At 67.0% G+C, this 25,739-nt stretch carries 23 protein-coding genes and 1 tRNA gene; 17 read left to right on the top strand and 7 right to left on the bottom strand.

Going from position 1 to position 25,739, the window contains the following annotated elements:
- The first annotated feature begins 395 nt into the window (after positions 1-395).
- Together ACESMN_RS01630 and ACESMN_RS01625 are read left to right on the top strand one after the other, a co-directional pair.
- Entirely contained in the window at positions 396-1,553 is a 1,158-nt protein-coding gene (locus ACESMN_RS01630) for a ChaN family lipoprotein (RefSeq protein WP_373051842.1), read from the top strand.
- A 4-nt stretch (positions 1,554-1,557) separates the two neighbouring features.
- Positions 1,558-3,531, top strand: a complete 1,974-nt coding sequence (locus ACESMN_RS01625) for a M1 family metallopeptidase (RefSeq protein WP_373051841.1) — start codon at positions 1,558-1,560, stop codon at positions 3,529-3,531.
- 79 nt (positions 3,532-3,610) lie between these two features.
- Here the strand turns inward: ACESMN_RS01625 and ACESMN_RS01620 are convergent, their stop codons facing one another.
- Entirely contained in the window at positions 3,611-4,540 is a 930-nt protein-coding gene (locus tag ACESMN_RS01620; RefSeq protein WP_373051840.1) for a hypothetical protein, read from the bottom strand.
- 334 nt (positions 4,541-4,874) lie between these two features.
- Here ACESMN_RS01620 and ACESMN_RS01615 point away from each other — a divergent pair, with 334 nt between their 5' ends.
- From ACESMN_RS01615 to ACESMN_RS01590, 6 genes are all read left to right on the top strand, one after another.
- Complete coding sequence (locus ACESMN_RS01615; protein ID WP_373051839.1) at positions 4,875-5,552, top strand: cysteine hydrolase family protein; 678 nt, start codon at positions 4,875-4,877, stop codon at positions 5,550-5,552.
- Between the two features lie 93 nt (positions 5,553-5,645).
- Positions 5,646-6,947: a citrate synthase gene (locus ACESMN_RS01610; protein WP_373051838.1), complete on the top strand. Its 1,302-nt coding sequence runs from the start codon at positions 5,646-5,648 to the stop codon at positions 6,945-6,947.
- Between the two features lie 90 nt (positions 6,948-7,037).
- Positions 7,038-7,241, top strand: a complete 204-nt coding sequence (locus tag ACESMN_RS01605) for a DUF2892 domain-containing protein (RefSeq protein WP_373051837.1) — start codon at positions 7,038-7,040, stop codon at positions 7,239-7,241.
- 165 nt (positions 7,242-7,406) lie between these two features.
- Positions 7,407-8,129, top strand: a complete 723-nt coding sequence (locus ACESMN_RS01600; protein ID WP_373051836.1) for an MBL fold metallo-hydrolase — start codon at positions 7,407-7,409, stop codon at positions 8,127-8,129.
- A 92-nt stretch (positions 8,130-8,221) separates the two neighbouring features.
- Positions 8,222-8,298: transfer RNA gene (locus ACESMN_RS01595), tRNA-Arg, on the top strand.
- 335 nt (positions 8,299-8,633) lie between these two features.
- On the top strand, positions 8,634-9,053 hold the full coding sequence (locus tag ACESMN_RS01590; protein ID WP_373051835.1) for a universal stress protein: 420 nt from the start codon (positions 8,634-8,636) through the stop codon (positions 9,051-9,053).
- Here the strand turns inward: ACESMN_RS01590 and ACESMN_RS01585 are convergent.
- Positions 9,033-9,284: a hypothetical protein gene (locus ACESMN_RS01585; protein ID WP_373051834.1), complete on the bottom strand. Its 252-nt coding sequence runs from the start codon at positions 9,282-9,284 to the stop codon at positions 9,033-9,035. The genes ACESMN_RS01590 and ACESMN_RS01585 overlap by 21 nt on opposite strands.
- A gap of 295 nt (positions 9,285-9,579) precedes the next feature.
- Between ACESMN_RS01585 and putA the strand changes: the two genes are divergently transcribed.
- The 3 genes from putA (at position 9,580) to ACESMN_RS01570 (ending at position 15,762) form a co-directional block, all read left to right on the top strand.
- Entirely contained in the window at positions 9,580-13,239 is a 3,660-nt protein-coding gene (putA, locus tag ACESMN_RS01580) for a bifunctional proline dehydrogenase/L-glutamate gamma-semialdehyde dehydrogenase PutA (RefSeq protein ID WP_373051833.1), read from the top strand.
- A 113-nt stretch (positions 13,240-13,352) separates the two neighbouring features.
- Entirely contained in the window at positions 13,353-14,822 is a 1,470-nt protein-coding gene (gene putP / locus ACESMN_RS01575) for a sodium/proline symporter PutP (RefSeq protein WP_373051832.1), read from the top strand.
- 43 nt (positions 14,823-14,865) lie between these two features.
- Positions 14,866-15,762 (top strand): DMT family transporter, encoded by an 897-nt coding sequence (locus ACESMN_RS01570; protein WP_373051831.1) that lies wholly within the window; start codon positions 14,866-14,868, stop codon positions 15,760-15,762.
- Between the two features lie 142 nt (positions 15,763-15,904).
- On the opposite strand, the gene proX is transcribed toward ACESMN_RS01570, so the two are convergent.
- The 4 genes from proX to ACESMN_RS01550 all read right to left on the bottom strand — a co-directional run bounded on the left by proX (position 15,905) and on the right by ACESMN_RS01550 (position 19,995).
- Positions 15,905-16,945, bottom strand: a complete 1,041-nt coding sequence (gene proX / locus ACESMN_RS01565) for a glycine betaine/L-proline ABC transporter substrate-binding protein ProX (RefSeq protein ID WP_373051830.1) — start codon at positions 16,943-16,945, stop codon at positions 15,905-15,907.
- Positions 16,946-17,106: 161 nt separating this feature from the next.
- Positions 17,107-18,003, bottom strand: coding sequence for an ABC transporter permease (locus tag ACESMN_RS01560; RefSeq protein WP_373051829.1), 897 nt, complete (start codon positions 18,001-18,003; stop codon positions 17,107-17,109).
- Between the two features lie 93 nt (positions 18,004-18,096).
- Positions 18,097-19,323: a glycine betaine/L-proline ABC transporter ATP-binding protein gene (locus ACESMN_RS01555; protein ID WP_373051828.1), complete on the bottom strand. Its 1,227-nt coding sequence runs from the start codon at positions 19,321-19,323 to the stop codon at positions 18,097-18,099.
- Positions 19,324-19,563: 240 nt separating this feature from the next.
- On the bottom strand, positions 19,564-19,995 hold the full coding sequence (locus ACESMN_RS01550) for a CBS domain-containing protein (RefSeq protein ID WP_373051827.1): 432 nt from the start codon (positions 19,993-19,995) through the stop codon (positions 19,564-19,566).
- 279 nt (positions 19,996-20,274) lie between these two features.
- On the opposite strand from ACESMN_RS01550, the gene ACESMN_RS01545 reads away from it, so the two are divergent.
- Entirely contained in the window at positions 20,275-20,742 is a 468-nt protein-coding gene (locus ACESMN_RS01545; RefSeq protein ID WP_373051826.1) for a hemerythrin domain-containing protein, read from the top strand.
- Between the two features lie 120 nt (positions 20,743-20,862).
- On the opposite strand, the gene ACESMN_RS01540 is transcribed toward ACESMN_RS01545, so the two are convergent.
- Positions 20,863-21,354 (bottom strand): LPXTG cell wall surface anchor family - like protein, encoded by a 492-nt coding sequence (locus ACESMN_RS01540; RefSeq protein ID WP_373051825.1) that lies wholly within the window; start codon positions 21,352-21,354, stop codon positions 20,863-20,865.
- Between the two features lie 472 nt (positions 21,355-21,826).
- Between ACESMN_RS01540 and ACESMN_RS01535 the strand changes: the two genes are divergently transcribed.
- The 5 genes from ACESMN_RS01535 to ACESMN_RS01515 all read left to right on the top strand — a co-directional run bounded on the left by ACESMN_RS01535 (position 21,827) and on the right by ACESMN_RS01515 (position 25,621).
- Complete coding sequence (locus tag ACESMN_RS01535; RefSeq protein ID WP_373051824.1) at positions 21,827-22,549, top strand: MotA/TolQ/ExbB proton channel family protein; 723 nt, start codon at positions 21,827-21,829, stop codon at positions 22,547-22,549.
- Positions 22,550-22,801: 252 nt separating this feature from the next.
- Positions 22,802-23,209, top strand: a complete 408-nt coding sequence (locus tag ACESMN_RS01530) for an ExbD/TolR family protein (protein ID WP_373051823.1) — start codon at positions 22,802-22,804, stop codon at positions 23,207-23,209.
- Positions 23,206-23,628: an ExbD/TolR family protein gene (locus ACESMN_RS01525; RefSeq protein WP_373051822.1), complete on the top strand. Its 423-nt coding sequence runs from the start codon at positions 23,206-23,208 to the stop codon at positions 23,626-23,628. The genes ACESMN_RS01530 and ACESMN_RS01525 overlap by 4 nt, the downstream gene beginning before the upstream one ends.
- Complete coding sequence (locus ACESMN_RS01520) at positions 23,625-25,067, top strand: TonB family protein (RefSeq protein WP_373051821.1); 1,443 nt, start codon at positions 23,625-23,627, stop codon at positions 25,065-25,067. The genes ACESMN_RS01525 and ACESMN_RS01520 overlap by 4 nt, the downstream gene beginning before the upstream one ends.
- Positions 25,068-25,159: 92 nt before the next feature.
- Positions 25,160-25,621, top strand: a complete 462-nt coding sequence (locus ACESMN_RS01515; protein WP_373051820.1) for a Tat pathway signal sequence domain protein — start codon at positions 25,160-25,162, stop codon at positions 25,619-25,621.
- Positions 25,622-25,739: the final 118 nt, after the last annotated feature.

Genomic DNA, 25,739 nt, shown 5'->3' with positions numbered 1-25,739 from the left:
GCCGGACCCAAAATCCTTGCGCTTTGGGAATGACCCGCCCTATGCTCTTGTGGACAAAAAAACCGACAAGGGGAGGGGTTTGGATGGAATACGGAAACGTGATCGTCTGGCTCACCGGCGCCGCACTGGGCGCCTCCGTTCTGGTCATCATCGGGCTCCTGATCTTTCTGATCTACAAGGCCATGCAGACGCCCTCCTCCTGACCCCCGGCCGCCCGAGGCCTTCGCTGGCGGGAGCCATGAGGCTCCGGCGGCAACACCGGCCCTGAGAGCGGACCGGCCCGGAGCGAACGAACCGGGAGCGCACCACGGACTCCGGGACCCCTGCAGGAGTCCGATGAACTTTCCCTGGCACACGGGAATCCCAAGCGCATTGCCCGCCTTCCGGAGCCAACGATGAAAGGTCTTTGTTGCCGGCGATCCTGCGTCCTCTCTGCATCCCTGCTTCTAGCCGCCCTGCTGTCGGGTACCGCCGGTGCCGAGTGCATCTCGCCGGGAGAATGGCGCGACAGCACCGGTCAGCAACTCTCGCCCGATCAACTGTTCCAGGATCTCGCCGAGGCCGAGGTGGTACTGCTCGGCGAGCGCCACGACCGCATGGAGCACCACCGCTGGCAGCTCCACACGCTCGCCGCGCTGCATGCATACCGCCCCGACATGGTCATCGGGCTCGAAATGCTCCCGCGCTCGGCACAGCCGGCCCTCGACGCCTGGGTTGCAGGCGAGCTGGACGAGAGCGCCTTCGTGGAACAGAGCAACTGGGGACAGGCGTGGGGCTTTGATGTCCGGCTCTACCTGCCGATCCTGCACTTTGCGCGGATGCACCGCATCCCGCTGCTGGCGATCAACCTTGAACAGCCGCTGATCGCCCGCATCATGCGCGAGGGCTGGGAGACGGTCCCACCAGAGGCGCGGTACCACATCACGCCACCCACGCCGGCGAGCGAGGGCTATCGTGATTATCTGGGCGCCGTGTTCGCCGAGCATCCAACCGGTGCGGACGAAGGGGACGGATTCGAACGCTTCGTATCCGGGCAGTTGATCTGGGACCGGGCAATGGCTGCCGGGCTCGTTGCAGCGGTCGCCGATGATCGACTCGCCGTGGGAGTGATGGGCTCTGGGCACCTCGAATACAGCCATGGCGTCCCGCACCAGTTGCGTGATCTCGGAATCACCGACGCGCGAGTCCTGCTTCCATGGCAGGCTGACCCCGCGTGTACGGAGGCGCCTCCTTCGGGCATGGCTGATGCGTTCTTCGCGCTTGCGGACGGTGACCGTCACGAGCCGCCCCGTCCACTGCTGCTCGGCGTGCGCATCGAGGACGATCCTGCGGGCGTGCGGGTCCGGTCCGTGATGGAGGATTCGGTCGCGGCCGCGACCGGCCTGGAGGCCGACGACGTCATCACCAGCGCGTCCGGGAGCGAGACCCAGGTGCCGGGCGATCTCCAGGCCGTCGTTCGCCGCCAGCAGCCCGGCAACGTGATGCCTCTCACGGTCTTGCGGGACGGCGAAGAGATGGAACTGCTCGCCCGTTTCCCTGCGATGGGGGACTGAACCCGTGATCAGGGACCGGTATCCCGAGACACTGCTCCCGCGGATCGCGCTCGGCGTCCTGCTGCTCCTTCCCCTTCCCGCGGTGGCCGATCCTCTCTGGAAGATGAGCCTCGACCTGGATCCCGCCACCGGAACGCTGCAGGGCGAGCTGCGACTGCCGCTGACGGCTGGTTCCCATTCGTTCACGCTCCTCGACGATCTTGACCTCAGGGCAGTCGAGGCCGCCGGCAGGCCCCTCGATGCCATTTCGGTCGAGCCAGGTCAGTACCGGCTCGACGTGCCCGCAGCAGCGGCCGGTGAGATCCGGCTAAGCTGGGGCGGCAGACTGCCCGACGCAGATCCGCAACGCAGCCGCCTCTTCCTGACCCCCGAGGGTGGCTTCCTGCCCGAGGGTCCCGGTTGGTACCCCCGCTTCGAACAGGAGGCCTTCGCGTTGCGGCTCGAGGGCCGAACTCCACCGGGTCAGCGCTTCGTTGCCACGGGGTCGCTGTCCGCCTCCCCGCGCAATGACGATCGCGGCTATGCCGCCGTCTACGAGCACCCAGGCACCGATGCCATCACCGTGGCCACCGGCCCCTGGGAGGAACGCGAGCGGCTCGTCGACGGGGTCCGGGTCCGCACGCTGTTCCCGGCACAGCTCGACCGGGCCCATGCCGAGAACTACCTCGACCACTCCGCCAACTACCTGCCGCTGTTCGTCGATCGCGCCGGTCCCTACCCCTATCAGAGCTTCACCGTCGCGGCCTCGCCAATGCCCGTGGGCTTCGCCTTCGCCGGCTTCACCCTGCTCGGCGAGCGGGTGATCCCGCTGCCCTTCATCCCGCGCACGTCATTGGCTCACGAGCTGATGCACAACTGGTGGGGCACCGGGGTGCGCATCGACTACGAGAGCGGGAACTGGTCCGAAGGACTGACCACCTATATGGCGGACTACCATCTCGACGAGCAGCGCGGAGACGCGGCGGACACGCGACGCCGCTGGCTGCTGGACCTCGCGTGGCTCCCCGAGGAACTCGACCGCCCGCTGGTGACCTTTCAGGGCGGCAACCAGGGTGCCAACCGCATTGTCGGCTACAACCGCGGGGCGATGCTGTTCCGCATGCTCGAGGAGCGCATCGGCAGCGAGGCCTTCGCATCCGGCGCGCGCCTGCTGAATGAACGGCACGTGTTCGGCGTGGCGAGCTGGAACGACGTCGTTCGCGCCTTCAGCGATGCCGCGGACGAGGAGCTGCACGCCTTCTTCGAACCCTGGCTCGAGCGCCCTCGCCTGCCCGAACTCGCCCTGCACTCCGTCGCCGCAAGCGAGGAGCAGGGCCGCTGGTGGGTCAATGGGAGCCTGGAACAGGCGCAGGACGAGCCCCCGTGGCCACTGCGCGTACCGCTGGAGATCGAGACCGAATCGGGCGTGGAGCGGCACGTCGTCACGCTGGACGATCGGCGCACCGATTTCCGGGTCGCGCTGCAGGAAAGACCGGTTGCGCTCAGCGCCGATCCGCACCACGAGGTGTTGCGGCGCCTGCCGGATCCACCCCCCGTCCTGCGCACGGTGAGCCTGGACCCCGATACCCGTCTGATCGCGATGCAGGATGGACTGGAGCCCTTTGCCCGCGCGGTACTGGGCTTCGCGCCCGAGCGGGCCGAAGACTTCGATCCGGACACCCCGCTGCTGGTGATGGGCAGCACGTCGGATGTCATCCGCTGGCTGGACCGCGCCGGAGCGCCCCGGCCGCCCGATGACCTTGCACAAAGTGGCCATGCCCGCATGTGGACGCTGCCGGGCACCCGCACGGCCGTCGTCAGCACGGACGATGCGGCCGGCCTGAACAATATCGCCCGGACGTTGCGCCACCATGGTCACCGAAGCTACCTGGTTCAGGATGCCGATGGACGCACCGAGGAGGTCGGCGTGTGGGAGAGCGAGAGCGATCCGCTGCGGGTGGAGCTTGTGTCCGCGTCGGTCCCGGCATCGAAGCGCTGAATCGGTTATCCGGGGGAGGTGTTTCCTTCAGCCCTTTCCCGTCTTCGTCGGGAGAGAACGGCCAGCGATCATTGGTCGCTCAGGGTTGCCCAGTGACGGGGTTGGTCCCGAACAGCACCTCCTCGGAGCGGACCACGCCGGAGATCACGCGGGCCGCGAGCAACTCCCGCTGCGTGGGGTACCACGCGTCGCCATGCTCCGCCTGGAAGAGGCGGCGCAGGAAGGATGGCGTCACGCCCTGGCTCCGGAAGTGCTGCAGATCCCGCTGCTGCTCCAGCCACATGTTCGAATGGGGCTCCAGACCTCCGAACGGGACTGCATACTGATGGAACCCGAGCCGCGCCTCGTCCGCAAGATACCGGTTGCGCCCGGAGATAAAGGCGGTCGCACAGGCGGAGTGACACCCGTCGAAGGAGTAGGTGTTGAGCTGATGCTCAGCGATGACCCGAGCGACACCTCGCCCGGAGGAGATCCACCCACCGGGGCTGTCCAGGATGATGCCATGGATCTCGGGCTCCGATGCCAGTGCCTTGCGCAGATCCCGCGCCACCCGGTAACCGAGGTGGCCCTGGAGACGGATCAACGAGCCGTCGCCCACGCGCTCGAGCGTGTAGTCCGCGTAGCGGTCCGGTCCGAGCGCAATGGCCACGATGTCCCGGTAGATCGCGGCGCCGCTCAGGGCCGTGAGCGCCGTTACGCCCAGGCTCAGCACGAGTACCGCGCGGCTGGCGACCGGCCAGAGACGCCGGCGCTGCTGGACAACCCAGCGGCCGGCGGAGCGCCAGACACCGACGATCTGCCACGGGTAGACCACGCCGTACACAATACCGACGTGCAGCAGCGCGATGCGGGCCATGAACTGTGGGTCTTCATCCAGCGACATCGACACGAGCACGCGCTCCACGCCCGGACTCAGTGCCAGCAGCACCAGATTCAACGCAACGAAGTTGACCCAGAACGCGATCGGCAGACTCAGCTCGCCGTGCCAGTGTCGAATGACGTAGCTCACGTTCCCCTCTTCCCACGCTATCGCGGTCGATCGGCAAGCCGGACGCCTCCGGGCGCGGGCGGGAAGCGCCGCTGTACCGGTTGGCGGGTGACCGCGTATCATCTTCCGGCACCGACTCGACTGGTGCAATCCACCTGAAGATCGTGCGCCATGCGCCCGGGATCTTCGTCTTCGCCTGCGGGAGAGGAGTGAGGGTAAGGGGACGATCACCTCGATTCGCGACCGATCCACCGATCCCGGAGTGACATGCATCGCAATGATCGCTTGCCGGCCGGACCATCCCGTGGCACACGGCAGGCAGGAACGCTCGATGGACCGCGACGCGGGAGATGCCATGAACTGGAAGACGGATTACCGCTCATTCTATTACGCCGGCGCGCCCGAGCCCGAGGATCCCGATCTCGATCCGGCACAGACCGCGCTGTTGTGCATCGATGTACAGGACTATGGCCTGGACCTGCCTGAAGATCCGGCGCAGCGGGCGCTGTGGGAACCCTTTCAGCTGCGGATGCGGCAGACGGTCCTGCCCGGTCTTCGCGTGCTCCAGGATGCCTTCAGGGACAAGCAAATGGATGTGCTGCACGCACGTATTGCCTGTCTGCTGGAAGACGGGCGCGACCGCTCGCTCAGCCAGAAGAAGCCGGGGTGGAACAACCTGCTGATGCCGCTCGACTCGCAGGCATCGCAGATCATGCCGGAGGTGGCACCGCGCCCGGGCGAGATCGTGATGACGAAGACCACCGACAGCGCGCTGACCGGGACCAATCTGCGTCTGACCCTGCACAACATGGGCATCCGCAACGTCGTGGTGGCCGGCATCTACACCGACCAGTGCATCTCCTCCACCGTACGCAGCCTGGCGGACGAGAGCTTCAACGTGCTGGTGGTCGAGGACTGCTGTGCGGCCGGCACCATGGAACTGCACCGGCACGAGCTGGAGGTGATCAACATGATCTATTGTCACGTGATGTCCAGCCGCGAGTTGGCTGGACTTCTCGGCCTGGAGCTATGACGCACTCTTGTGCGGTGCACTAAAAAACGGATTACACTCGCAAGACGCGGTACCCCTGTTGGACTTCAGAACGCACGAGGCGCGAGGAGCCCTATGACATCCAAGACCGTAACGCTAACCGACAACAGCACAGGCAAGTCCATCGAGCTGCCCGTGAACGTGGGCAGCCATGGGCCCGACTGCATCGACATCCGGACCCTGTACAAGGAACTCGGCTACTTCACCTACGATCCCGGATTCCTGTCAACGGCGAGCTGCAGCAGCGCCCTCACCTTCATCGACGGTGACAAGGGCACTCTGCTCTACCGTGGCTACCCGATCGAACAGCTCGCACAGCACAGCACCTATCTCGAGGTGTGCTATCTACTGCTGAACGGCGAACTGCCGTCTTCGGACGAGCTGCACGGCTTCTCGCAGATCATGAAGGAACACTCGATGCTGCACGAGGCGGTGCGGGGGTTCTACGACGGCTTCCGGCACGACGCCCACCCGATGGCGATCATGGTCGGCGTGGTTGGCGCGCTCTCCGCCTTCTACCACGACTCCAGCGACGTCCATAACCCGGAGCACCGCAAGATCGCGGCGCACCGACTGATCTCGAAGATGCCCACGATCGCCGCGTGGTCCTACAAGTACGCGAACGGCCAGCCGTTCATGTATCCGAAGAACCGGCTGTCCTACACCGGCAACTTCCTCGCGATGATGTTCGGTGTCCCCACCGCCACCTACGAACCCGACCCCATCTTCGTCCGGGCGCTGGACCTGATCCTGGTCCTGCATGCCGACCACGAACAGAACGCCTCCACCTCCACGGTGCGTCTGTCCGGCAGTTCGGAGGCCAACCCCTTCGCGGCCATCTCCGCCGGCATCGCCTCGCTCTGGGGCCCGCTGCACGGCGGCGCGAACGAGAAGGTCGTGATGATGCTCGAGGACATCGTGCACAGCGGCAAGAAGGTCGAGGACTTCGTTGCGCGCGCCAAGGACAAGGACGACCCGTTCCGCCTGATGGGCTTCGGCCACCGCGTCTACAAGAATTACGACCCCCGCGCGAAGATCATTCGCGAAACCGCCCACAAGATGCTCTCGGAGATCGGCGGCGGTGCGAACCAGCCGCTGTTCGACGTCGCGATGAAGCTGGAGGAGATCGCGATGGAGGACGATTACTTCGTCGAGCGCAAGCTTTATCCAAACGTCGACTTCTACTCCGGAATCATCCTGCGCGCGATGGGGATTCCGTTGAACATGTTCACCGTGATCTTCGCGCTGGCCCGCACGGTCGGCTGGATCTCTCACTGGAACGAGATGATGCAGGATCCGGAGTCGCGCATCGGCCGGCCGCGGCAGCTCTACACCGGCCACCAGGCGCGCGACTATATACGGATCGAGGACCGCTGAGGCATCCATGCAAGGCGTCCGGTTAACCTTGCGCCGCGGCGCGGCATCAGCGTAGATTAGAGTAACTTAATATAGAACGGAGAAACGAAGATGAGCATTGACCAAATGGTACTCGCGGGCGCCGGCATTGTCGTGCTGCTCAGCGCCCTGCTGGCCTGGCTGGTCAGCCCGGCCTGGCTCCTGCTGACCGCCTTTGTGGGCATCAACCTCGTCCAGTCGGCCTTCACCGGCTTCTGCCCCCTGGCGATCATCCTGAAGAAGGTCGGCGTCAACCCGGGCCAGGCCTTCAGCTGAGACCCCTGATCCAGTCCACAGTCCAGGGCCCGCCGGGCGCACGTGCGGCGGGCCCCTTCCGTTGGGGGCGACGCATCGCCAGCCGCGGCCGATCCTTGCGTCACCCTTCGGATTCGGCGACCCTCGAGTCCGAACCCATCCCCGGGGCCGGGTGTCCCATTCCATATGCCTGAATCCGTATCCGCGCTGCCCTATCGCATCCGCGCCCTCGAACTCGGGCCGATGGAGAACTTTGTCTACGTGATCGAGGACGTGTCCAGTGGCCGCGCCGCCGTGGTGGACCCGGCCTGGGAACCGGAAGCGATCGTACGCCTCGCCGAACAACGCGGCCTGGAGATCACGGACCTGCTGCTGACGCACAGCCACCACGACCACATCAACGGCATCGAACGCGTGCTGGAGGACGCCCCGAATGCCCGGGTGCACCTGCTCAAGCCCGAGGCCGACTTCTGGGGAGGCACCCTGACGCGGCCGCAGCTTCATCACGGCGGCGACCAACTCGTGCTGGGCGACACCGAGATCCGCTTCCTGCACACGCCGGGCCACACGCCGGGTTCGGCCTGCCTTCACCTGCCTGCTGGCGACGATCTGATCACCGGCGACACCCTCTTCGTCTTCGGCTGCGGCCGCTGTGATCTGGCGGGCGGCGATCCCGAGCAGATGTTTCACACCCTCAGGGACCTGCGAACCGGCCTGCCCCGTCAGACCCGTATCCACCCGGGACACAACTACGCGGAAAAGCCCAGCTCCACGCTCGAGGAAGAGGTCCAGGGCAACCCCTTCATGCACTTCCGCGACCTGGGGCGTTTCGTGCACTATCGGATGCACGAGCACGACCGTACCCGGAGTTCGCCCTACGGCCCGGTGCCGCCTCACGAGGGGCACTGAGGCGCCTGTCCGTGTCGAACCGGGGTCGGGAAACCGAGCCACGGGGCTTGCATCCATCCCCTCAGAACCAGATAATGCGCGACTGCAACAGGGCGCCCGTAGCTCAGCTGGATAGAGTACCTGGCTACGAACCAGGTGGTCGGAGGTTCGAATCCTTCCGGGCGCGCCAATCAAGAAAAGGATCAGAAGCTTATGGCCTCTGATCCTTTTTTTGTGCATTGATCCACCCCCGTGGGAGCGGCCTCTGGCCGCGATGGTCCCGGGTACCGGACTCGCCGCTGATCGCGGCTGGAAGCCGCTCCTACCACCCACCATGCCCTGTCCTCGTGGGAGCGGGCTCTGGCCTTGTTAACCAATATTCTGGCATTGTGGAGGAGCCTGCACGGGATGTGGGTGCCGAATCGTGTCCCTCGCGTAGCGCTCGGCCGCTGCGGACCGGCCGGGAATCGCGCAAAGAGTGCAAGGGCCCTTTGCGCTAATGCATCGAACCAGGAGGAAACACCGATGTTCGACAAGATCATGATTCCAGTCGATCTCAAGCACATCGACGGCATGCAGAAGAGTCTGGAGGTCACCGCAGGGCTGGCCAAGCAGTATGACGCCACCGTCCACTACGTCACCGTTGCCGGACGCGTGCCCAATCGGGCGGCCAGGACGCCCGAGGAACTTGCCCGTCACCTCGCGGACTTTGCCCGCCAGCAGGGAGAGGAATATGGCATCAAGACCGACTCCCGGACCATGGACAGTACCGACGTGACCATCGAACTGGATGACAAGCTCGTCCAGGCCCAGAAGGAGATCGGGGCCGATCTGGTGGTGATGGCATCCCACATCCCCGGGGTCGCGGACCGGCTGCACCTGATCAGTTCCAACGCCGGGGAACTCGCCCAGCGGCTGCCGGTGTCAGTCTTCATCCTGCGCTGAGTCGGCAGCAGACGCCGCGCTGCCAGCCACCAGGCGGTCGGGAAACCGGCCGCGACCGACCCAAGCCGTCCGGCGCGCGCGGCCTGCTTGCAGGAAAGGCCAGTTGCGGACGTTCAACCCGTATGCGCAGACCACCAGGGTCGGGTTCCGGTCCAACGCCAACGCGCCCTGGTAGAACCCGGCGATATCATGCTCGGCCTCCCGATGCTGCGCGATCTCCTCCGGATTCATCAGACCCCAGCCGGGGCGAACGGTGTCATCCGCACCCGCCGGGGCTACGGCACCGAGTGCGAGGGCCCCACCGACCAGTGTCCATACCACCATCCTCCGGTTCCAACGACGTCTATTCACGGCGTGTCTCCTCGATTGATCTACAGTCGACCCGAGCCCCGCTCCGGGTTCGGTGCCATAAAGATGGCGGTTTCTGCTGCAATCACGCTGAAATCCCTCCTCCATTCTCCACCGCAGACCGGGAGCGAACCGTACCGACTTTTCCGGAAGCACTGGGGTCCGGGAGGATACAGCGATGAGTGAGACGACAGGTTCCGATTGCCGGCAGCGGATCCGCGCTTGCCTTTCGGCCTCCGAGACCGACCTGCTGGCGGACCTGGTGGACCGCCTGCAGCTGGATGCGGCGGCACGGCAGGCGATTGCCGTCACCGGAACGCAGCTTGTGCAGCGCGTGCGCACCGAGACCGCCCCCTCGATGATGGAGAGCTTTCTCGCCGAATACGGGCTTTCCACTGCGGAGGGCGTCGGGTTGATGTGCCTGGCCGAGGCCCTGCTGCGGGTGCCGGATGCCGAGACCATTGACGAGTTGATCCATGACAAGATCGAGCCTTCCGACTGGGGAGCCCATCTCGGGCACTCGTCGTCCCCGCTGGTGAATGCATCGACCTGGGCCCTGATGCTCACCGGCAAGGTTCTCAAGGACGACCCGCAGAAACCCGTCGCAGCCCTGCGCGGCCTCATCCGGCGCATGGGCGAACCCGTCGTGCGTACCGCGGTGGGTCAGTCGATGAAGCTGCTGGCCCGGCAGTTCGTGCTCGCTGAGACCATCGAACAGGGCCTGCGCAATGCCCGTGAGCGCGAGCGCCAGGGCTACACCTACTCGTACGATATGCTCGGCGAGGCGGCGCGCACCGATGCCGATGCAAGGCGATACCACGCTGCCTATGCCGAGGCGATTGGTGCCATTGCGCGCCAGGCCAAGGCCGATGTGCGCTCGAGCCCGGGCATCTCGGTGAAGCTCTCGGCCCTGCATCCGCGCTACGAGACGACCCATGCGTCCACGGTCATGGCCCACCTCGTGCCACGCGCGCGGGAGCTCGTCCGCCAGGCGGCCCGTGCCGGCATCGGTTTCAACATCGATGCCGAGGAGCAGGACCGTCTCGAACTGTCTCTGGATGTCATCGAGGCGCTGCTGGATGACCCGCAACTGGCCGACTGGGACGGCTTCGGTGTGGTGGTGCAGGCCTACGGCCGCCGGGCCGCGCCGGTGATCGAGGCCCTGTACGAACTGGCCGGGCGGCTGGATCGCCGCATGATGGTCCGGCTGGTCAAGGGGGCTTACTGGGATACCGAGATCAAGCTGGCCCAGGAACTGGGCGTGGAGCACTTCCCGGTATTCACGCGCAAGGTGAGCACCGATGTCAGCTACATGGCGTGCGCTCGCATGCTCCTGGAACGGCGCGACCGCATCTACCCGCAGTTCGCGACCCACAACGCCCATACCTGCGCGGCTGTACTGGCTATGGCCGGCGACGACCCGGACAGCTTCGAATTCCAGCGCCTGCACGGCATGGGTGAGTCGCTGCACGCCAGCGTGCGCGACGGGCACGGCGCGCACTGCCGCATCTACGCGCCGGTGGGGGCACATCGCGACCTGCTCGCCTATCTGGTGCGCCGACTGCTTGAGAACGGCGCCAACAGTTCCTTCGTCAACCAGGTGGTCGATACCAGCATCACTCCTGCCGAGATCGCCCGCGATCCGGTAGGCGAGCTGCGGGCCCTGGGTGGCGCGGTGAGCAATCCGGCCATTCGTCAGCCAATCGATCTGTTCGCGCCGCAGCGACGCAATTCCCGCGGCTACCGCATCCAGGAACCCGCCTCCAGCGGGCCGCTGATCGCCGCACGCGATGCCTTCGCGGACGCCCATTGGGAGGCCGGCCCGATGCTTGCAAGCGCCGGCCCACCGGCGGGCGCGGAGCGCGTCGCGGTGGCGCCGGCCGATCCCGCCCGGATCGTGGGCACGGTCCACGATGCAACCGCGGACGAGGTTGCCTGCGCCCTGGAGGCGGCGCAGGCCGGTTTCGCGGACTGGTCGGCGCGGCCGGTCGCAGAACGCTCCGCCATCCTGCGGCGGGTCGCCGATCTCTACGAGGAAGACGTTGCGGAGCTGATCGCCATCGCCAGCCGCGAGGCCGGCAAGACCCTCCAGGACGGCATCGCCGAGGTCCGCGAGGCGGTGGATTTCCTGCGCTACTACGCCGCCGAGGCCGACCGACTGGAAGCGGACGATCCGCATCACGGACGCGGCGTGTTCGTGTGCATCAGCCCGTGGAACTTCCCGCTGGCGATCTTCACCGGCCAGATCGCTGCCGCCCTGGCGATGGGCAACGCGGTATTGGCGAAGCCTGCGGAGCAGACACCGCTGATCGCCGCCCGGGCGGTCGAGCTGATGCGGCGGGCGGGATTGCCGGAGGCGGCACTGCAGCTGTTGCCCGGGGATGGCCCCGGTGTCGGCGGCCCACTGACGGCCGATCCACGCATCGCCGGGGTCTGCTTCACGGGGTCGACCGAGGTCGCGCAGATCATCCATCGCAGCCTTGCCGGGAATGCGGGACCGGACGCCGTACTGATCGCCGAGACCGGCGGGCTCAATGCCATGATCGTCGACAGTACGGCCCTGACCGAACAGGCGGTGCGTGACATCCTGCTCTCGGCCTTCCAGTCCGCGGGTCAACGCTGTTCCGCCCTGCGCATGCTGTATGTCCAGGAGGAGGCCGAGGAGCGGTTGCTGGAGATGCTGCAGGGGGCGATGGATGCCCTGGTCATCGGGGATCCGTGGCAGACCGACACCGATGTGTCGCCGGTGATCGACGCGGCGGCCGAGGAGGATATCGCAGGCTACGTCCATGCGCAGGCGCGGGCCGGGAGGCTGATCAAGGCGCTGCCGGTGCCCGCGACCGGCCGTTTCGTGGCACCGGCGCTGGTTCGGGTCGACGGCATCGACGACCTCGAGCGCGAGGTCTTCGGACCCGTGCTGCACGTGGCCCGCTTCCGGGCGCGCGACCTCGATCGCGTGGTGGATGCCATCAACGCCCGCGGCTACGGCCTCACCTTCGGACTGCATACGCGCATCGATGACCGCGTGCAGCAGGTCGTGGACCGTATCCGGGCCGGCAACATCTACGTGAACCGCAACCAGATCGGCGCCGTCGTCGGCTCCCAGCCCTTTGGCGGCGAGGGCTTGTCCGGGACCGGTCCCAAGGCCGGCGGACCGCTGTACCTCACGCGCTTCGGACGCCGGGTCACACCACCGGCCCCGACGCAGGCACCGCAGGACCCGGTCATCCGCGCAACGGCCTTGCAGTCAGCGATCGAGCGCCTGGATGGGCGCAACTGGGCGGCGCGCACGGACCGCGTCGATGTGCTGCGACGGTCCCTGCCCGGACGCGAGGGCCTGCTGCATCAGGCCCTCGCGGCAGCAACGGCCTTCGACACGGAACCGCAGACCCTGCCAGGCCCGACCGGCGAGAGCAACCGCCTCGGCCTGCATCCGAAGGGCCTGGTGCTGTGCCTGGGGGCCGGCATCGAAGCCGCAATGGCCCAGGCGGTGCAGGCCCTGAGAGCGGGCTGCCCGGTGGTCATCGCCGCGCCGCGTGCGCAGGCTGCGGCACAACCCCTGATCGATGCCGGGGCTCCCGTGACGGGGCTGGACGGCACAGTCGCGACCGATGCCCTCACCGGCATGACCGGGGTGTTGGCGGTCGCGGCTGCCGGTCCCGAAGCCTGGACCCGCGCCCTGCGCATCGCCCTCGCAGGGCGGCCGGGGCCCATCGTGCCGCTGGAGACCACGTTGATCGCGCCGGAACGCTACGTGGTCGAGCGCCACCTGTGCATCGACACCACGGCGGCGGGTGGCAACGCCAGCCTGCTCGCGGCTGCCGACCAGGCGCCCTGACTTGCCGGCGGAAGTGGATGCCACTAGTGTGTTTTCCTGGGTGGAGGGTGCCTGTTGCATGACTCCCGACTCATTCACACACGCGCTGCAGGCCCCTTTCAAGGAATTCCCTCATGAACATGCCCTTGCCAACGCTCGCCACCTTTGCCGCCTACCTGGCAGCGATGCTGGCCCTCGGAATCATCGCCTACCGCAGCACGACCAATCTCTCGGATTATGTGCTCGGCGGGCGCAGCCTCGGCCCGGGGGTCGCGGCGCTCAGTGCCGGGGCGTCGGACATGAGCGGCTGGCTGCTGCTGGGCCTGCCCGGTGCAGTCTACGTCTCCGGGCTGAGCGAACTCTGGATCGGGGTGGGTCTGGTCGTGGGTGCCTTCCTCAACTGGGTGTTCGTCGCCGGGCGGCTCCGCCGCTTCACCGCCCTCGCGCATGACTCCCTCACCATCCCGGACTTCCTCGAACACCGCTTCGAGGACCGCACCCGGCTGCTGCGCATCATCTCCGCAGTGGTCATCCTGGTGTTCTTCACCCTTTACATCTCGGCGGGTCTGGTCGGCGGTGGCCTGCTGTTCCAGAGCTCCTTCGGGATGGAATACCAGACCGCAGTCTGGGTCGGTGCCATCGTGATCATCAGCTACACCTTCCTGGGCGGCTTTCTCGCGGTCAGCTGGACCGATTTCGCGCAGGGCATCCTGATGTTCCTGACACTGCTGGTCGTGCCCATGTTCGTGGTCGTGCTGGTCGGCGGCTGGGGCAGCGTCCAGAGCGAGGTGGTCAGTGTCGACCCGAGCCACACGGCGATCCTCCAGGGCATGACCTTCATGGGCATGATCTCCCTGCTGGCCTGGGGTCTCGGCTATTTCGGTCAGCCGCACATCCTCGCGCGCTTCATGGCCCTGCGCTCCGAGCGGGACGTCCCGCGCGCCACCCTGATCGGCATGAGCTGGATGGTGCTGGCACTGGCCGGTGCCGTCGCGACGGGTTATCTGGGAATCGCCTACTTCGCCGATGCGCCGCTCGCCGATGGCGAGACCGTGCTCATTGAGCTGATCCGGGCGCTGTTCAATCCCTGGGTGGCCGGCGTGCTGATGGCCGCAATCCTCGCCGCCATCATGAGCACCATCGACTCGCAGCTGATCGTCTCGGCCAGTGCCATCACCAATGACTTCTATCGCGGCATGGTGCGCAGCAACGCCGGCGCGGCGGAACTGGTCTGGATCAGCCGGGCGGCGGTCATCGGCGTCTCGGTCATCGCCCTGCTTCTGGCGATGGATCCCGAGGCCGGGGTCCTGGACCTGGTGTCCTACGCCTGGGGTGGCTTTGGCGCGGCCTTCGGGCCGGTGATCATCCTGTCCCTCTACTGGTCGCGCATGAACCGCAACGGCGCCCTGGCCGGCATGGTGGTGGGTGCGCTGACGGTCATCGTCTGGAAGGAGCTGTCCGGCGGTGTCTTCGATGTCTACGAACTGCTTCCGGGTTTCATTTTTGCAACCGTCGCGATCGTCGTGGTCAGCCAGCTGACGGGCCGTCCCCCGGTCGAGGTCGAGCAGCAGTTCGCGCAGTCCCGCCGCTTGACCGCGGAATAATCGCGAGCGCAGGGACCTTGCCGGCCTGCAGGCAGCCGATGCGGTGACCCGCCAGGGGCTTGCCTATGCCTATGCCGGCGCGGCGGTGCTGCTGTGGTCGACGGTTGCGTCGGCGTTCAAGCTGTCGCTGCAGTATCTGGACCCGCTCCAGCTCCTGCTCTTCTCGAATGCCGTATCGGTCCTGGTCCTGTTCACGGTTCTCGCGGTACAGGGGCGCATTGACCGTCTGCGCGAGCAGACCGCAACTGCATGGTGGCGTCTTGCGGGGCTGGGGGTGCTCAACCCCTTCCTCTATTACATCGTACTGTTCCAGGCCTACGACCTGTTGCCGGCGCAGCAGGCGCAGGCCCTCAACTACACCTGGGCCATCACCCTGGCGATCCTGTCCATCCCGCTGCTGGGACAGCGGATCGGCACGAGAGGGTTTATCGCACTGCTGGTCAGTTACGCGGGCGTGGTGGTGATCGCCACGGAGGGCCGCCCGCTGGACATGGCGTTCACCAGCCTTCCGGGAGTCCTGCTGGCGCTGGGCAGCACCATCATCTGGGCGCTGTACTGGATCTACAACACGCGCCACCGGGGAGACCCGGTCGCTGCACTGCTGATCGGCTTTGCCTTCAGCCTGCCGCTGGTGCTGATCACCACCCTGCTGTTCTCGGAACTGACCTGGCCGAGCTGGCAGGGCTGGCTGGGGGCGGCCTGGGTGGGCACCTTCGAGATGGGACTGGCCTTCGTCTTCTGGCTGCACGCCCTGCGATTGTCCGCGACCACGGCCCGGGTCGGCAACCTGATCTTCCTGGCCCCGTTCCTGTCGCTGGTGTTCATCCATTTCCTGGTCGGCGAAACCGTCCTGCCGGCTACGCTGCTCGGTCTGGTGCTCATCATCGCCGGGAACGTGGTCCAGCAGTGGCGGCCGCCCCGCCGCGCCCATGATGGTTGAGAACCCCGACCAGCCCGAGCGGAAGCGCCTCCGGGCGGCGGCGCGCCGGCGCAGGCCGCACGACGCCACCGCGTCTGCAGGGCCCAAAAAAGAAGAGCCCCGGGCACGATCGCCCGGAGCTCTTTGCAGGACTCGGGGTTACTCAGTCCGCTGCTGCGCGAGCGGCCTCGAGCCAGCCATCGACGGTTTCACGATTGGCCTCGATCCATTCCTGAGCCAGGGGCCGGACCATCGGATCGGAGAGATCCTCCGCGTCCATCCGCTGGTCCACCTCGCTGACCCAGACCAGCGGGAGCGAGACCTGGCGGAACAGTTCCGCGGCCGCCGGATTGTCCTCGAGGAAGTCGTTGTTCGCGGCGACCTGGATATCCGCCGCCACGTATCCCATGTAGATCGGATCCGTCACCGCACCAGCGATGTCCTCGGCAAGCTCCGCCTCGTCCTCGACGATCCCGGGCGCGTTGATCCACATCACGTCCTCACCGGGCACCAACGACAGCAACCAGGCACTCGGGCCCCAGGTGTAGTACAGCGCGGAGTCTCCCGCCTCGATGCGCGACAGGGCCTCGGCAAAGTTCGCCGCGTAACCGGCATCCACGTGGTTCACGAAGTCGTGCAGCTCGAACTTGTCGAGCATTGCGTTGATCCCCTCGTGGCAACCCCATCCCGGCGGGCACCCGAAGAGATCGGCCTTGCCGTCGCCGGTCGCATCGAAGGCGGCGCGCACTTCTTCGCGCTTGAAGTCGTCGATTCCGGTAATGCCGAATTCCTCGACCGATGCCTTGTCGGCCAGGTATCCCTGGATGCCACAGGCCGGGCAGTGGGCATCAAACAGGGTGGCCTCATCGCCGAAGTTTTCGGGCAGTTGCGGCTCGTGCAGTGGGAACCAGCCGTTCGGCCAGTAATGGGCGTCCCCTTCGGAGATGGCAAGATAGGCCACCGGGTTGGACAGCGAGATGGGGTTCTGCACGTCGTAGCCCAATTCCTCGAGCAGTTCGACAAACACCCAGCTGACCGGGACTGCCGAGGTCCACGACGCCACTGCCGGCTGGACCGTGACGCCTTCGCCGGGATGCTCGTCCGCTGCCGCTACGCCGATGTTCATGGCGGTGGCGAGGGTCAGGGCGCCGGCCGCCGCGAGTACGCCCACACCGCGGGCTTTGCGTTGTTCTGGTTGCATCATTGGGTTCTCCATTATTGTGCGAATCTGACGGTTTCCGCTGTACCTCCTGGGGAGGCATGACACGCGGCCCGGAACGGGCGCGTTCTCCGGATGGACTCAGCGGTGGTAATCACCTCCTTGCAGCGGGTGGTTGTTGGATTGCGGGCTCCGGGATCCGGCCTTCAGTCGCGGTCGCCCACGCCCGGTGCCTTCTCCCCGAACCCCTGGGTGATCCGGTCCAGCACCATCGCCAGAAGCACGATGCCGATACCTCCGACAAAGGCCTGGCCGATGTTCAGCCGCTCGAGGCCTGCGTACACCTCCAGCCCAAGCCCGCCGGCACCGATGATGGCCGCGATGACCACCATCGACAGCGACAGCATGATGGTCTGGTTCAACCCGGCCATGATCGTCGGCATCGCCAGCGGGAACTGCACCTTCCACAGGATCTGGCGTTTCGTGGAACCGAAGGCCAGCGCCGCCTCGATGAACTCCGAATTTACGTGGCGGATGCCCAGATTGGTCAGGCGGATCACGGGCGGCATCGCGAACACGATGGTCGCGATCAGTCCGGGCACGTTGCCGATGCTGAACAGCATCACCGCCGGCACCAGATACACGAAGGGCGGCGTGGTCTGCATGATGTCGAGCACCGGGCGCATGAAGGCGTAGAACCGGTCGCTGCGCGAACTCAGGATCCCCAGTGGAAGACCGAGCAGTACGCAGAAGAAGACCGCGGTCACGACCAGCGACAGGGTGATGATCATCTGGTCCCACACGCCCATGAAGCCGATCAGCGCGAAGGCGACCACGCCGAAGACGCCCACCCGCCAGGAGGCGGCCCACCAGCCGAGGATGAAGGTCGCCAGCATGAAGATCCCCGGCGGCACCGAATCCAGGGCCCACTGCACGCCATTCATCACGCCTCGCACCGGCGGACTGATGTAGGTGCGGGAGAAGTCCCGGAATGTGGCGACGATCCAGTTCACGCCGTCCGTGATGGCCTGGCGTATCGGCAGGTCGATGAACCCGAACGGGTCGTTCATTAACGCGTGCAGGAATTCAAACAGTTCACCCATGCGATGGCTGCCTATGGTCTGCTGAATGATCGGCGTCGAATACCGACGGCGGCGTCCGGATCGCGGCTACGCTGAAGCCCCCGGTCGCGGTTTTCAGGATATCTGCCCGCGCTTTTCGAGGATCCCGTTGATCAGCTCAGGGTCGTCGATCAGCCCGAGGACACGCCCGTCCCCGTTGGTCACCACCACGGGCAGGGTTGACACGAGACGACTGCGCAGGATCTGGCGCAGAACCGTGTCCTCGCCACAGGTCAGCGCCACACCGGTTCGTCCCGACGCCGCCGGGCGCGCGTCCTCATCCTCGAGGACCTCCTCGAGACGCCGCACGGGCACATCCTGTTCATCCATCTGCACATCGTGCAGGCGCCCATCCCGGTCCATTCCGTAACGGACGTGCGGGAGGTCCTTCCTGTGAAGATATGAAATCCCGTCGCGCTCGCCCGCCGACAGGAACTCGTCGCTGTCCAGCGGCATGGCGATGGTGGAGGCCGTGATCACGCCCGTGGGATCGGCGTGCTCCACGAACTTGGCCACATACTCGGTGCGCGGGTTGACCAGGATCTGCTCGGGGCTGCCGATCTGCACGATCTGCCCGTCCTCCATGATCGCGATGTGGTCGCCGATGCGCATCGCCTCGTCGAGATCGTGGGTGATGAACAGGATGGTCCGGTGCAGCTCCCGCTGTATTCGCGTCAGTTCCTGCTGCATGTCGACCTTGATCAGCGGGTCCAGCGCCGAGAAGGGCTCGTCCATCAGCAGCACCTCGGCGTCGGTCGCCAAGCCCCGGGCGAGCCCGACACGCTGTTGCATGCCACCGGAGAGCTCGGAGGGATAGCTCCGGCCCCACGGACCCAGTCCGACCATGTCGAGCACGCGCTGCGCCGCCTCCCGCCGCTGCCGCCGGTGGCGCCCCTGGATCTCCAGTCCGTACCCGACGTTGGAGAGCACGGTGCGGTGCGGGAGCAGGGCAAAGTGCTGGAACACCATGCTCATGTTCTCCTTGCGCAACGCGCGCAGCCCCTCCTCGTCGAGTTCGGTGATGTCCAGCTCCCCGCGCTCCGGATGCTTGAAGAAGATATGGCCTGCGGTGGGGTCGATGATGCGGTTGATGCACCGGATAAGCGTCGACTTGCCGCATCCGGACAGACCCATGATTGCGAAGACTTCGCCTTGCTGGATGTCGAAGCTGGCCTTGTTCACACCGACCGTCTGCCCGGTCAGTTCGCGGATCTCGTCCTTGGTCTTGTTTTCTTCGAGGAGCGGGATTGCGGATTCGGGATCGGACCCGAAGATCTTGGTCACGTTCTCTGCACGGATCACGCTACAAGCATCCTCTGTTGCCTGACAGGTACGCCACATGGCCCGCGCTCGGGACAGGACGCGCTGATACCCTAACACATGTCCTGCGGAGGGCCCGCCGGATACCCTCCCGGATGGTATCTCTGCGCGTTGCCACTCCCGTGGGTTGGCGCGGCTCCGGGCGATGCCTGCACCGGCGTCCCCCGCGGATAAACCCGGGCGAACTGCCGGGGAATGCGGGCTCCTCCCGGCAGCGGAGGGCTACAGCTCGTCGGGGCTCTCGAAGTCCTCGGCGTCGGGTTCCACCGCCTCGGACTGTTCCATCAGGGTGATCGCCACACCCAGGAAGTCGGAGTCGGTCACGATCCCGCGCAGCTCCCCCTCGCGGGTGACCGGCAGGCAGCTGCGCTTGCGGCGAACCATCAGCAGCGCGGCATGCCGTACGTTTTCGCGTTCGTCGACGGTTTCGGGATCCCGGATCATGATCTCCCGCACCACGCGGGCTTCGCCATTGCCGGCCACCAGCACGTCGGTCTGGGACACAAGACCGACCAGGGTGCCGGCCCCGTCCAGCACCGGCAGGTGTCGGATCTTGTTGGCGGCCATTGCCCGCCGGACCTCCTCGACGGTTGACTCGGGGCGCATGACCACCAGGTTCTGTCTCGGTGTCATGATGTCACTGACATCCAGCATGTCTTCAGGCCTCCATGGGCTGTGGATTCATTCTTTGCGCGGGGACGTCGCTACGTCTTGATGTGTGTCACAGATGTCGCCGACGCAGGATGCTATCCGGGCACGCGGGGCGCTCGATGCCGATGGAGCGCAGGCGGGCGCCCCGCGTCCATCGAGCAACCGCAGGCTGGCCAGGGGTCTGACGAAGTGCATCGTGCCGAGGGTGCACGGGGAATCCGGAGACCGCGGTCGCCGCGGCGGGTCGAGTTGCTATCATCGCAGTTTTGGCGGAGGAAACCCATGGCCGACGATCGCCCCGAACTTGAGATGCTGCACCGGGAACACGAACGGGCACTGGCCCTTTCCGAGCGGATCGCGGCCCTGGCCGCCGAGGGAAGCGACGCCAGCCGCGCCGAGGGCATCCGGCTGGTCAGGGACTACTACGCGCAGGAGCTGGAGGCACACCTTCAGCACGAAGAGCAGACGATGTTCGCCCCCCTGCTCAAGCGCGACAAGACCCATTTCGCCCTGTGCATGCGGCTCGGAAAGGACCACGGGGCGCTCCGGGCCCTCGCCACCGGCATGCACGCGGATACCCCTGCGGACGACCTGGACGCCTTTGCCCGGATACTGCGCGACCACACGCGGCTCGAGGACGAGGAATTCCTGCCCCTGGTGGCCTCCCTGTTTACGCCCGAGGAGTTCGCGGCGGTGCTGAATTTCACCCCGCTGCCCACCGCCGCCACCGGGACCGGCAGCGGTCACTGAACGCCCGCGCCGCCGAATGGCTCAGCCGGCGACCCTGGCCACACGAGTCCGCGAATGGACGCTCCAGCGCCCGCGAAGACCGCTGATGGGCCCTTGCGTCCCTGCGGGTTCTGCAGCCCCTCAACGGAACGGCGACATCGGCGGCAGGCTCTCCGGCCGCGTCATCCGGTCCATGTCCACCGAGATTCGGCTCATGGAGTCCGACATCACGCCGGACGCCCGCGTCATGCGGCCGGTCGAATCGTCCATGCCCCGGATGTCGATCGCCATCCCCCGAATGCTGATGGTCATGTCGTGCATGTCCGTCTGAATCCCGTGCATGTCCCGCGCCAGCAGCTCGGTGCGCACGCGGACCCGGCCCAGGTCATCGAGGATGCTGGCCTGGCCCTGCACCATGCTGTCCGCCATCCGGTCCATGTCGCCGACCATGTACTCCATGTCGCCGGTCATGGATGACACCTCCCGACCCATCTGGCCGACGGCCTCCGTCATCGCGCTCATGTCCCGGCCCATCTGGTACATGAACAGCCCCATTCCCGCGAAGGCAAGCGCCGCACCGGCCAGTACCACGCCGATGCCGACCACCCGGGCCATCCGGCCCATCCGGGTCATCCCCCCCTGCGGCATGTTTGTGGATGATGCCACCGTCGCCCCCGCTCCAACGCGCCGACCGGAGTCTGTCCGAGGCGCCGGCGCGCGCCGTCCCCGAAGACACCGGGCCACCTCTTCGCCATCCCGGGAGGATAGTCCATCCGGCGTGCGGGCGTTCCACGGTCGCCTGTCTCGCGCTGCTCCTGGCGCAATCCGCGACCCGGGGTGCCACAGGGGCCTGCAGGCACCGGCCTGCCCATTTGTTGGTCCCGGCCGTTACCCATAAACTTGCCGTCGATCCGTCCGGGCAGCGCCTGTAGCGCGGGGGCCACAACCGTCGCGATACACGCCGCCCCGCGCAATGCACCCCCTCCCGCGCTTGCCGGGCAGGTCCGGGGCGGGCACGCGGCGCCGATCCCGGCCGTCGTTCCCGGCCCTTCTCGCGCCGGCGCCACAAGGGCGCGGTCTTGCACGCTGACAAGCGAGGTTTGTGATGTTCGATCAGTTCACCGCACTGGCCTGGGACCGGGATCGGTTGCTCACCTTCCTGGAGCTGGGCGGTCCCGTGGTCGTTATCCTCCTGGGGATGTCGGTGCTGGCACTCACCATCATCCTGACAAAGATGGCGCATTTCTCCAGCGTGCGCGTCGGCCACCGGCGCACGGCGGAGAAGGCCCTCGCCCTGTACCGCGACGGCAGGCTGCACGAAGCGATCACACGCGCGGAACGCTCGCCCGATCCCGCGTCACAGCTTCTCGCCCGGGGCCTGCGCGGCGTTCGTCTGGGCCTGCCCGAACCCAGGGTGCGCGATGAGATGGTCCGTTACGGCAACGTGGCGCTGCAGGGCCTGCGCAGCGGGTTCCGGCCACTGGAGGTCATCGCTTCCCTGGCCCCCCTGCTGGGCCTGTTCGGTACCGTGCTGGGAATGATCAAGGCCTTTCAGGCCCTGGAACTGGCGGGCACTCAGGTGGACGCCGCGGTGCTGTCCGGGGGTATCTGGGAGGCCCTGCTGACCACCGCGGTGGGCCTCGCAGTCGCAATCCCGGTGGTCGCATTGCTGAACTGGCTGGAGGCACGCGTGGAGCGCCTGGGCCACCGCATGGATGACCTGGTGACCCGGGTATTCACGGACGACCTGTCCCGCGGATCCGTGCGCAGCAGGCCTGGACCACCGCCCACGGACGAGGTGCTCGCCGATGCCAACGCCGGCCGCTAGCACGCCGCGCATTTCTCCTCTCCCCGGCAAGCGCAGGGGCCTTCATGGGACGAAGCATATTCACGTCTTGTCCGTGGCCTTCCGGGTCTTCCGTGGCGCACATCTTCATCCTCGGGGGTCGCCGCCGCGCGCCATGACAGTTAGCCTGAACCTCGCGCTCAGCGCGCACGGAATACTCCCTTCCCGCTTGCGCGGGAGGGTTGGGGAGCGCGGGCGATACGTGACCGATCTTCCTCCTCTGGGGCGGCGCGCATGGCCATGATCGTCAAAGGGACTCGCCGGCGCGCATTGATCGGGTTGACTCCACTGATCGACGTCGTCTTCATCCTGCTGGTCTTCTTCATGCTGGCCTCCAGCTTCGTGGACTGGCGTGCCATCGAGCTCGCGGCGCCGTCTGCCGACACCGCCGGGGCGGGCGGCTCGGTCGAAGGCGCCCTGCTGGTGGAGCTGCGTGCCGACGGTCTGCGGTTCGCAGGGGAATCGCTCCCGCTAGCCACCATCATCGAACGGGTGGCCGCCAGGGTGGCCGCCGCGCCGGGCACCGCGGTCCTGGTAAAACCCGCGCCCGGCGTAAGCCTCCAGCGCTCCGTGGCCGTGCTCGACCGACTGGCGGAGACCGGCGCGGTCAACCTTTCCCTGGTCCGGGACGCGCAACCGTGATCGGCGACGGCCGCTTCTTCCGCCGCCAGCAACGGGTCCCGGACGAGGATGCCCGTGTGCTGCCGCTGATCAACATCGTGTTTCTGCTGCTGATCTTCTTCCTGATCACTGGACACCTGAGCATCCAGGCGCCCTTCGAACTCGAGCCGGTGCAGTCCGCGAGTGGCAGCCATCCGCACACCGACGACCTGACCGTCTTCATGGGGGCGGACGGCCGTCTCGCGATCGAAGGAGAATCAGTAACTCTGCCAGAGCTGGAGGTCCTGGTCGGCAACCGGCCAACCGCCTCCGGCGACGGTCCGGGTGTCCGTCTGCAGGCCGACGGGCGCACGGAGGCCATCCGAGTCGTCGAGGTGATGGAGCGGCTGCGCGCGTCGGGAATCGAAAGACTGGAACTGCTGACCCTCCCCGACCGATGACCGGCCCCAGCCTTCGACACTGGCTGACGGGCCTGGTCTTCGCATTGCTGGCACACCTGGCCCTCGCCGCAATCCTGATGAGCCTGCTGCAAGAGCAATCGCGGGAGGCGGCCTCCGGCGACCCCGCCGGCCTCGAGGTCACGCTGTTTCCCGGGTTTCGCGAGGCCATCCAGGCGATCGCGCCCGAGGACCCGACCGCGCCGGGAGGCGCTGCCGTGCCGGCTCCGCCCGCCCCGGTGCCGTCTGTGGATCCCCCGCCCGAGGCAGCGCCGGCGGCTACGGCCAGCCCCGTGCCCGTCCCGGAACCAGCCCCGCAGGTCGCGGTGGAGGCCGCGCCGTCGCTGGCGCCTCGGGAGGTCTCCCCCACCCGCGAGACGGAGTCCGTCGCCGAGCTGGTGGGGGCGAGTCCGGCACCGGAACCATCGCCGCCGGCAACCGCCGCAACACCCCACCTCCCCACCACCGACACTACGTTGACCCTCCAACCGTCCGCGGCACAACACCTGCCAGCCCGGCCCGCCGGCGGATCCTCCACCGCGCCGCTCGAGACGCTCCCCGCGCTCGAGCCTCAACTCGCAGTCCAGCCGCGGCCCACCGCATCCGAGGCCTCCCTGTCCCCGTCGCCGGTCGAGACGGCCGCCGCCGTGGAGCCGGAACTCGGGGCCGCACCGATGGTACCGGAGCCTGCGCTGGCGCCACCCGCCTTTCCCGTCGAGTCGGTCACAGCGAACGAGCCGGAGTCCGCGGACGAGCCGTTGCCAGCGGCTGCGTCCGCGGCTGCCGAGCCTCCGTTGGAATCACTGCCGGCGGAACCCGTGCAAACCACCGCGGCTGCGGATATCGCGGAGGCCGCCGTCGCGGCTGACGTACCCGTCAGGGCGGCATCGCCGGTGACCGCGGATCCGGTGCCGCTCGCGGCAGCTCCAATAGGCGCGCGGGAATCCGCCGCCGTGATGCCCCCGACCGCCAACACGGAAACGATTCCGTCTTTCGAAGGCGCCCAGCTGGCGCCGCAGACCGTGACCGGCGCCCGGGAGATCTCGCCCCCGACCGAGACCGCGGCAGAGGTCGCGCCCGCTCGCGACGCGGGCGCGGTACCGGATCAACCCGCGCAGGAACCCGCCCCGGAGACGCGTGAGGTCGCGGGAGCCGAGGAGCGGTATTTTGCGGCGCTCAGGGACTGGCTGGACCGGCACAAGGACTACCCGCGCATCGCCCAGCGACGCGGTGAGGAAGGTACCGTATGGCTCGCATTCACGCTGAACCGCCACGGCATGGTGGTGAACCACGCGATCGTGCGAAGCTCCGGCCACACGTTACTGGACAACACCGTCGAGCACCTGATCCGACGCGCGCAGCCGCTGCCGGCGATCCCGCCGGAGTTGGGGACCAACCTGCTCGAGGTGAGGGTTCCGATAGAATTCCGTCTCGAGCGCTGACCCGAAACGAAACCGAATGCGCCAAGGACCAACCGGCGTCCCGCCCGTTTCACCGCATCGACCTGAACATCCAACGAGCAAGGAGAACACTCATGCGTCCTGCCATTGCGTCACACCGCTCCTTCCGCCTCGGCCGTGGCATCTTCCCGCTGCTGCTGATCGTCCTCTGGGCGCTCGCTCCGGCCCCCGGGCTCGCCCAGGATGCCGGATCCCTGAACATCCAGCTGAACAAGCTGGAGCCGGACGGCGACGCCTGCCGCGCCTACATCGTGCTCGAGAACCGCGGCGCGCAGTCCTTCGAGGCGCTGCGGCTCGACCTGGTGATGTTCGACACCGACGGCGTGATCGCCCGGCGGCTGGCGGTGGACGCTGCCCCCCTGGCGGCGGGCCGGACCAGCGTCCGGGTATTCGCCATCAGCGGCCTCGCCTGCGGGGACATCGGGCGTGTGCTGCTGAACGATGTGCTCAACTGCGCGGATGCCGATGGCGAGATCCGGGACTGCATGGAGCGGATCACGCCCGAGAGCATCGCCGACGTGCCGTTCATCAAGTAGACCGCGCGAGACAGTCGACCCGCCCGGCCCCCGAGGACATCCGTAGGAGCGGCTTCCAGCCGCGATGCGGCGTTGTGGTGAGTGCCCACGGCCATCGCGGCCAGAGGCCGCTCCCACA

The sequence above is a fragment of the Thioalkalivibrio sp. genome, from assembly GCF_041690275.1.
In the GTDB taxonomy this organism is placed as follows: Bacteria; Pseudomonadota; Gammaproteobacteria; order Ectothiorhodospirales; family Ectothiorhodospiraceae; genus Thioalkalivibrio.
The sequence above is the reverse complement of the archived record's forward strand: the minus strand, read 5'-3'. Positions and strand labels throughout refer to the sequence as shown.

Excerpts from the sequence above, each read along its gene's own strand:
- ACESMN_RS01630 (WP_373051842.1), top strand. The coding sequence starts at position 396 with ATGAAAGGTCTTTGTTGCCGGCGATCCTGCGTCCTCTCTGCATCCCTG.
- ACESMN_RS01615 (WP_373051839.1), top strand. The coding sequence starts at position 4,875 with ATGAACTGGAAGACGGATTACCGCTCATTCTATTACGCCGGCGCGCCC.
- ACESMN_RS01610 (WP_373051838.1), top strand. The coding sequence starts at position 5,646 with ATGACATCCAAGACCGTAACGCTAACCGACAACAGCACAGGCAAGTCC.
- ACESMN_RS01605 (WP_373051837.1), top strand. The coding sequence starts at position 7,038 with ATGAGCATTGACCAAATGGTACTCGCGGGCGCCGGCATTGTCGTGCTG.
- ACESMN_RS01600 (WP_373051836.1), top strand. The coding sequence starts at position 7,407 with ATGCCTGAATCCGTATCCGCGCTGCCCTATCGCATCCGCGCCCTCGAA.
- ACESMN_RS01590 (WP_373051835.1), top strand. The coding sequence starts at position 8,634 with ATGTTCGACAAGATCATGATTCCAGTCGATCTCAAGCACATCGACGGC.
- ACESMN_RS01585 (WP_373051834.1), bottom strand. The coding sequence starts at position 9,284 with ATGAATCCGGAGGAGATCGCGCAGCATCGGGAGGCCGAGCATGATATC.
- putA (WP_373051833.1), top strand. The coding sequence starts at position 9,580 with ATGAGTGAGACGACAGGTTCCGATTGCCGGCAGCGGATCCGCGCTTGC.
- putP (WP_373051832.1), top strand. The coding sequence starts at position 13,353 with ATGAACATGCCCTTGCCAACGCTCGCCACCTTTGCCGCCTACCTGGCA.
- proX (WP_373051830.1), bottom strand. The coding sequence starts at position 16,945 with ATGATGCAACCAGAACAACGCAAAGCCCGCGGTGTGGGCGTACTCGCG.
- ACESMN_RS01560 (WP_373051829.1), bottom strand. The coding sequence starts at position 18,003 with ATGGGTGAACTGTTTGAATTCCTGCACGCGTTAATGAACGACCCGTTC.
- ACESMN_RS01550 (WP_373051827.1), bottom strand. The coding sequence starts at position 19,995 with ATGCTGGATGTCAGTGACATCATGACACCGAGACAGAACCTGGTGGTC.
- ACESMN_RS01545 (WP_373051826.1), top strand. The coding sequence starts at position 20,275 with ATGGCCGACGATCGCCCCGAACTTGAGATGCTGCACCGGGAACACGAA.
- ACESMN_RS01540 (WP_373051825.1), bottom strand. The coding sequence starts at position 21,354 with ATGACCCGGATGGGCCGGATGGCCCGGGTGGTCGGCATCGGCGTGGTA.
- ACESMN_RS01535 (WP_373051824.1), top strand. The coding sequence starts at position 21,827 with ATGTTCGATCAGTTCACCGCACTGGCCTGGGACCGGGATCGGTTGCTC.
- ACESMN_RS01530 (WP_373051823.1), top strand. The coding sequence starts at position 22,802 with ATGGCCATGATCGTCAAAGGGACTCGCCGGCGCGCATTGATCGGGTTG.
- ACESMN_RS01520 (WP_373051821.1), top strand. The coding sequence starts at position 23,625 with ATGACCGGCCCCAGCCTTCGACACTGGCTGACGGGCCTGGTCTTCGCA.
- ACESMN_RS01515 (WP_373051820.1), top strand. The coding sequence starts at position 25,160 with ATGCGTCCTGCCATTGCGTCACACCGCTCCTTCCGCCTCGGCCGTGGC.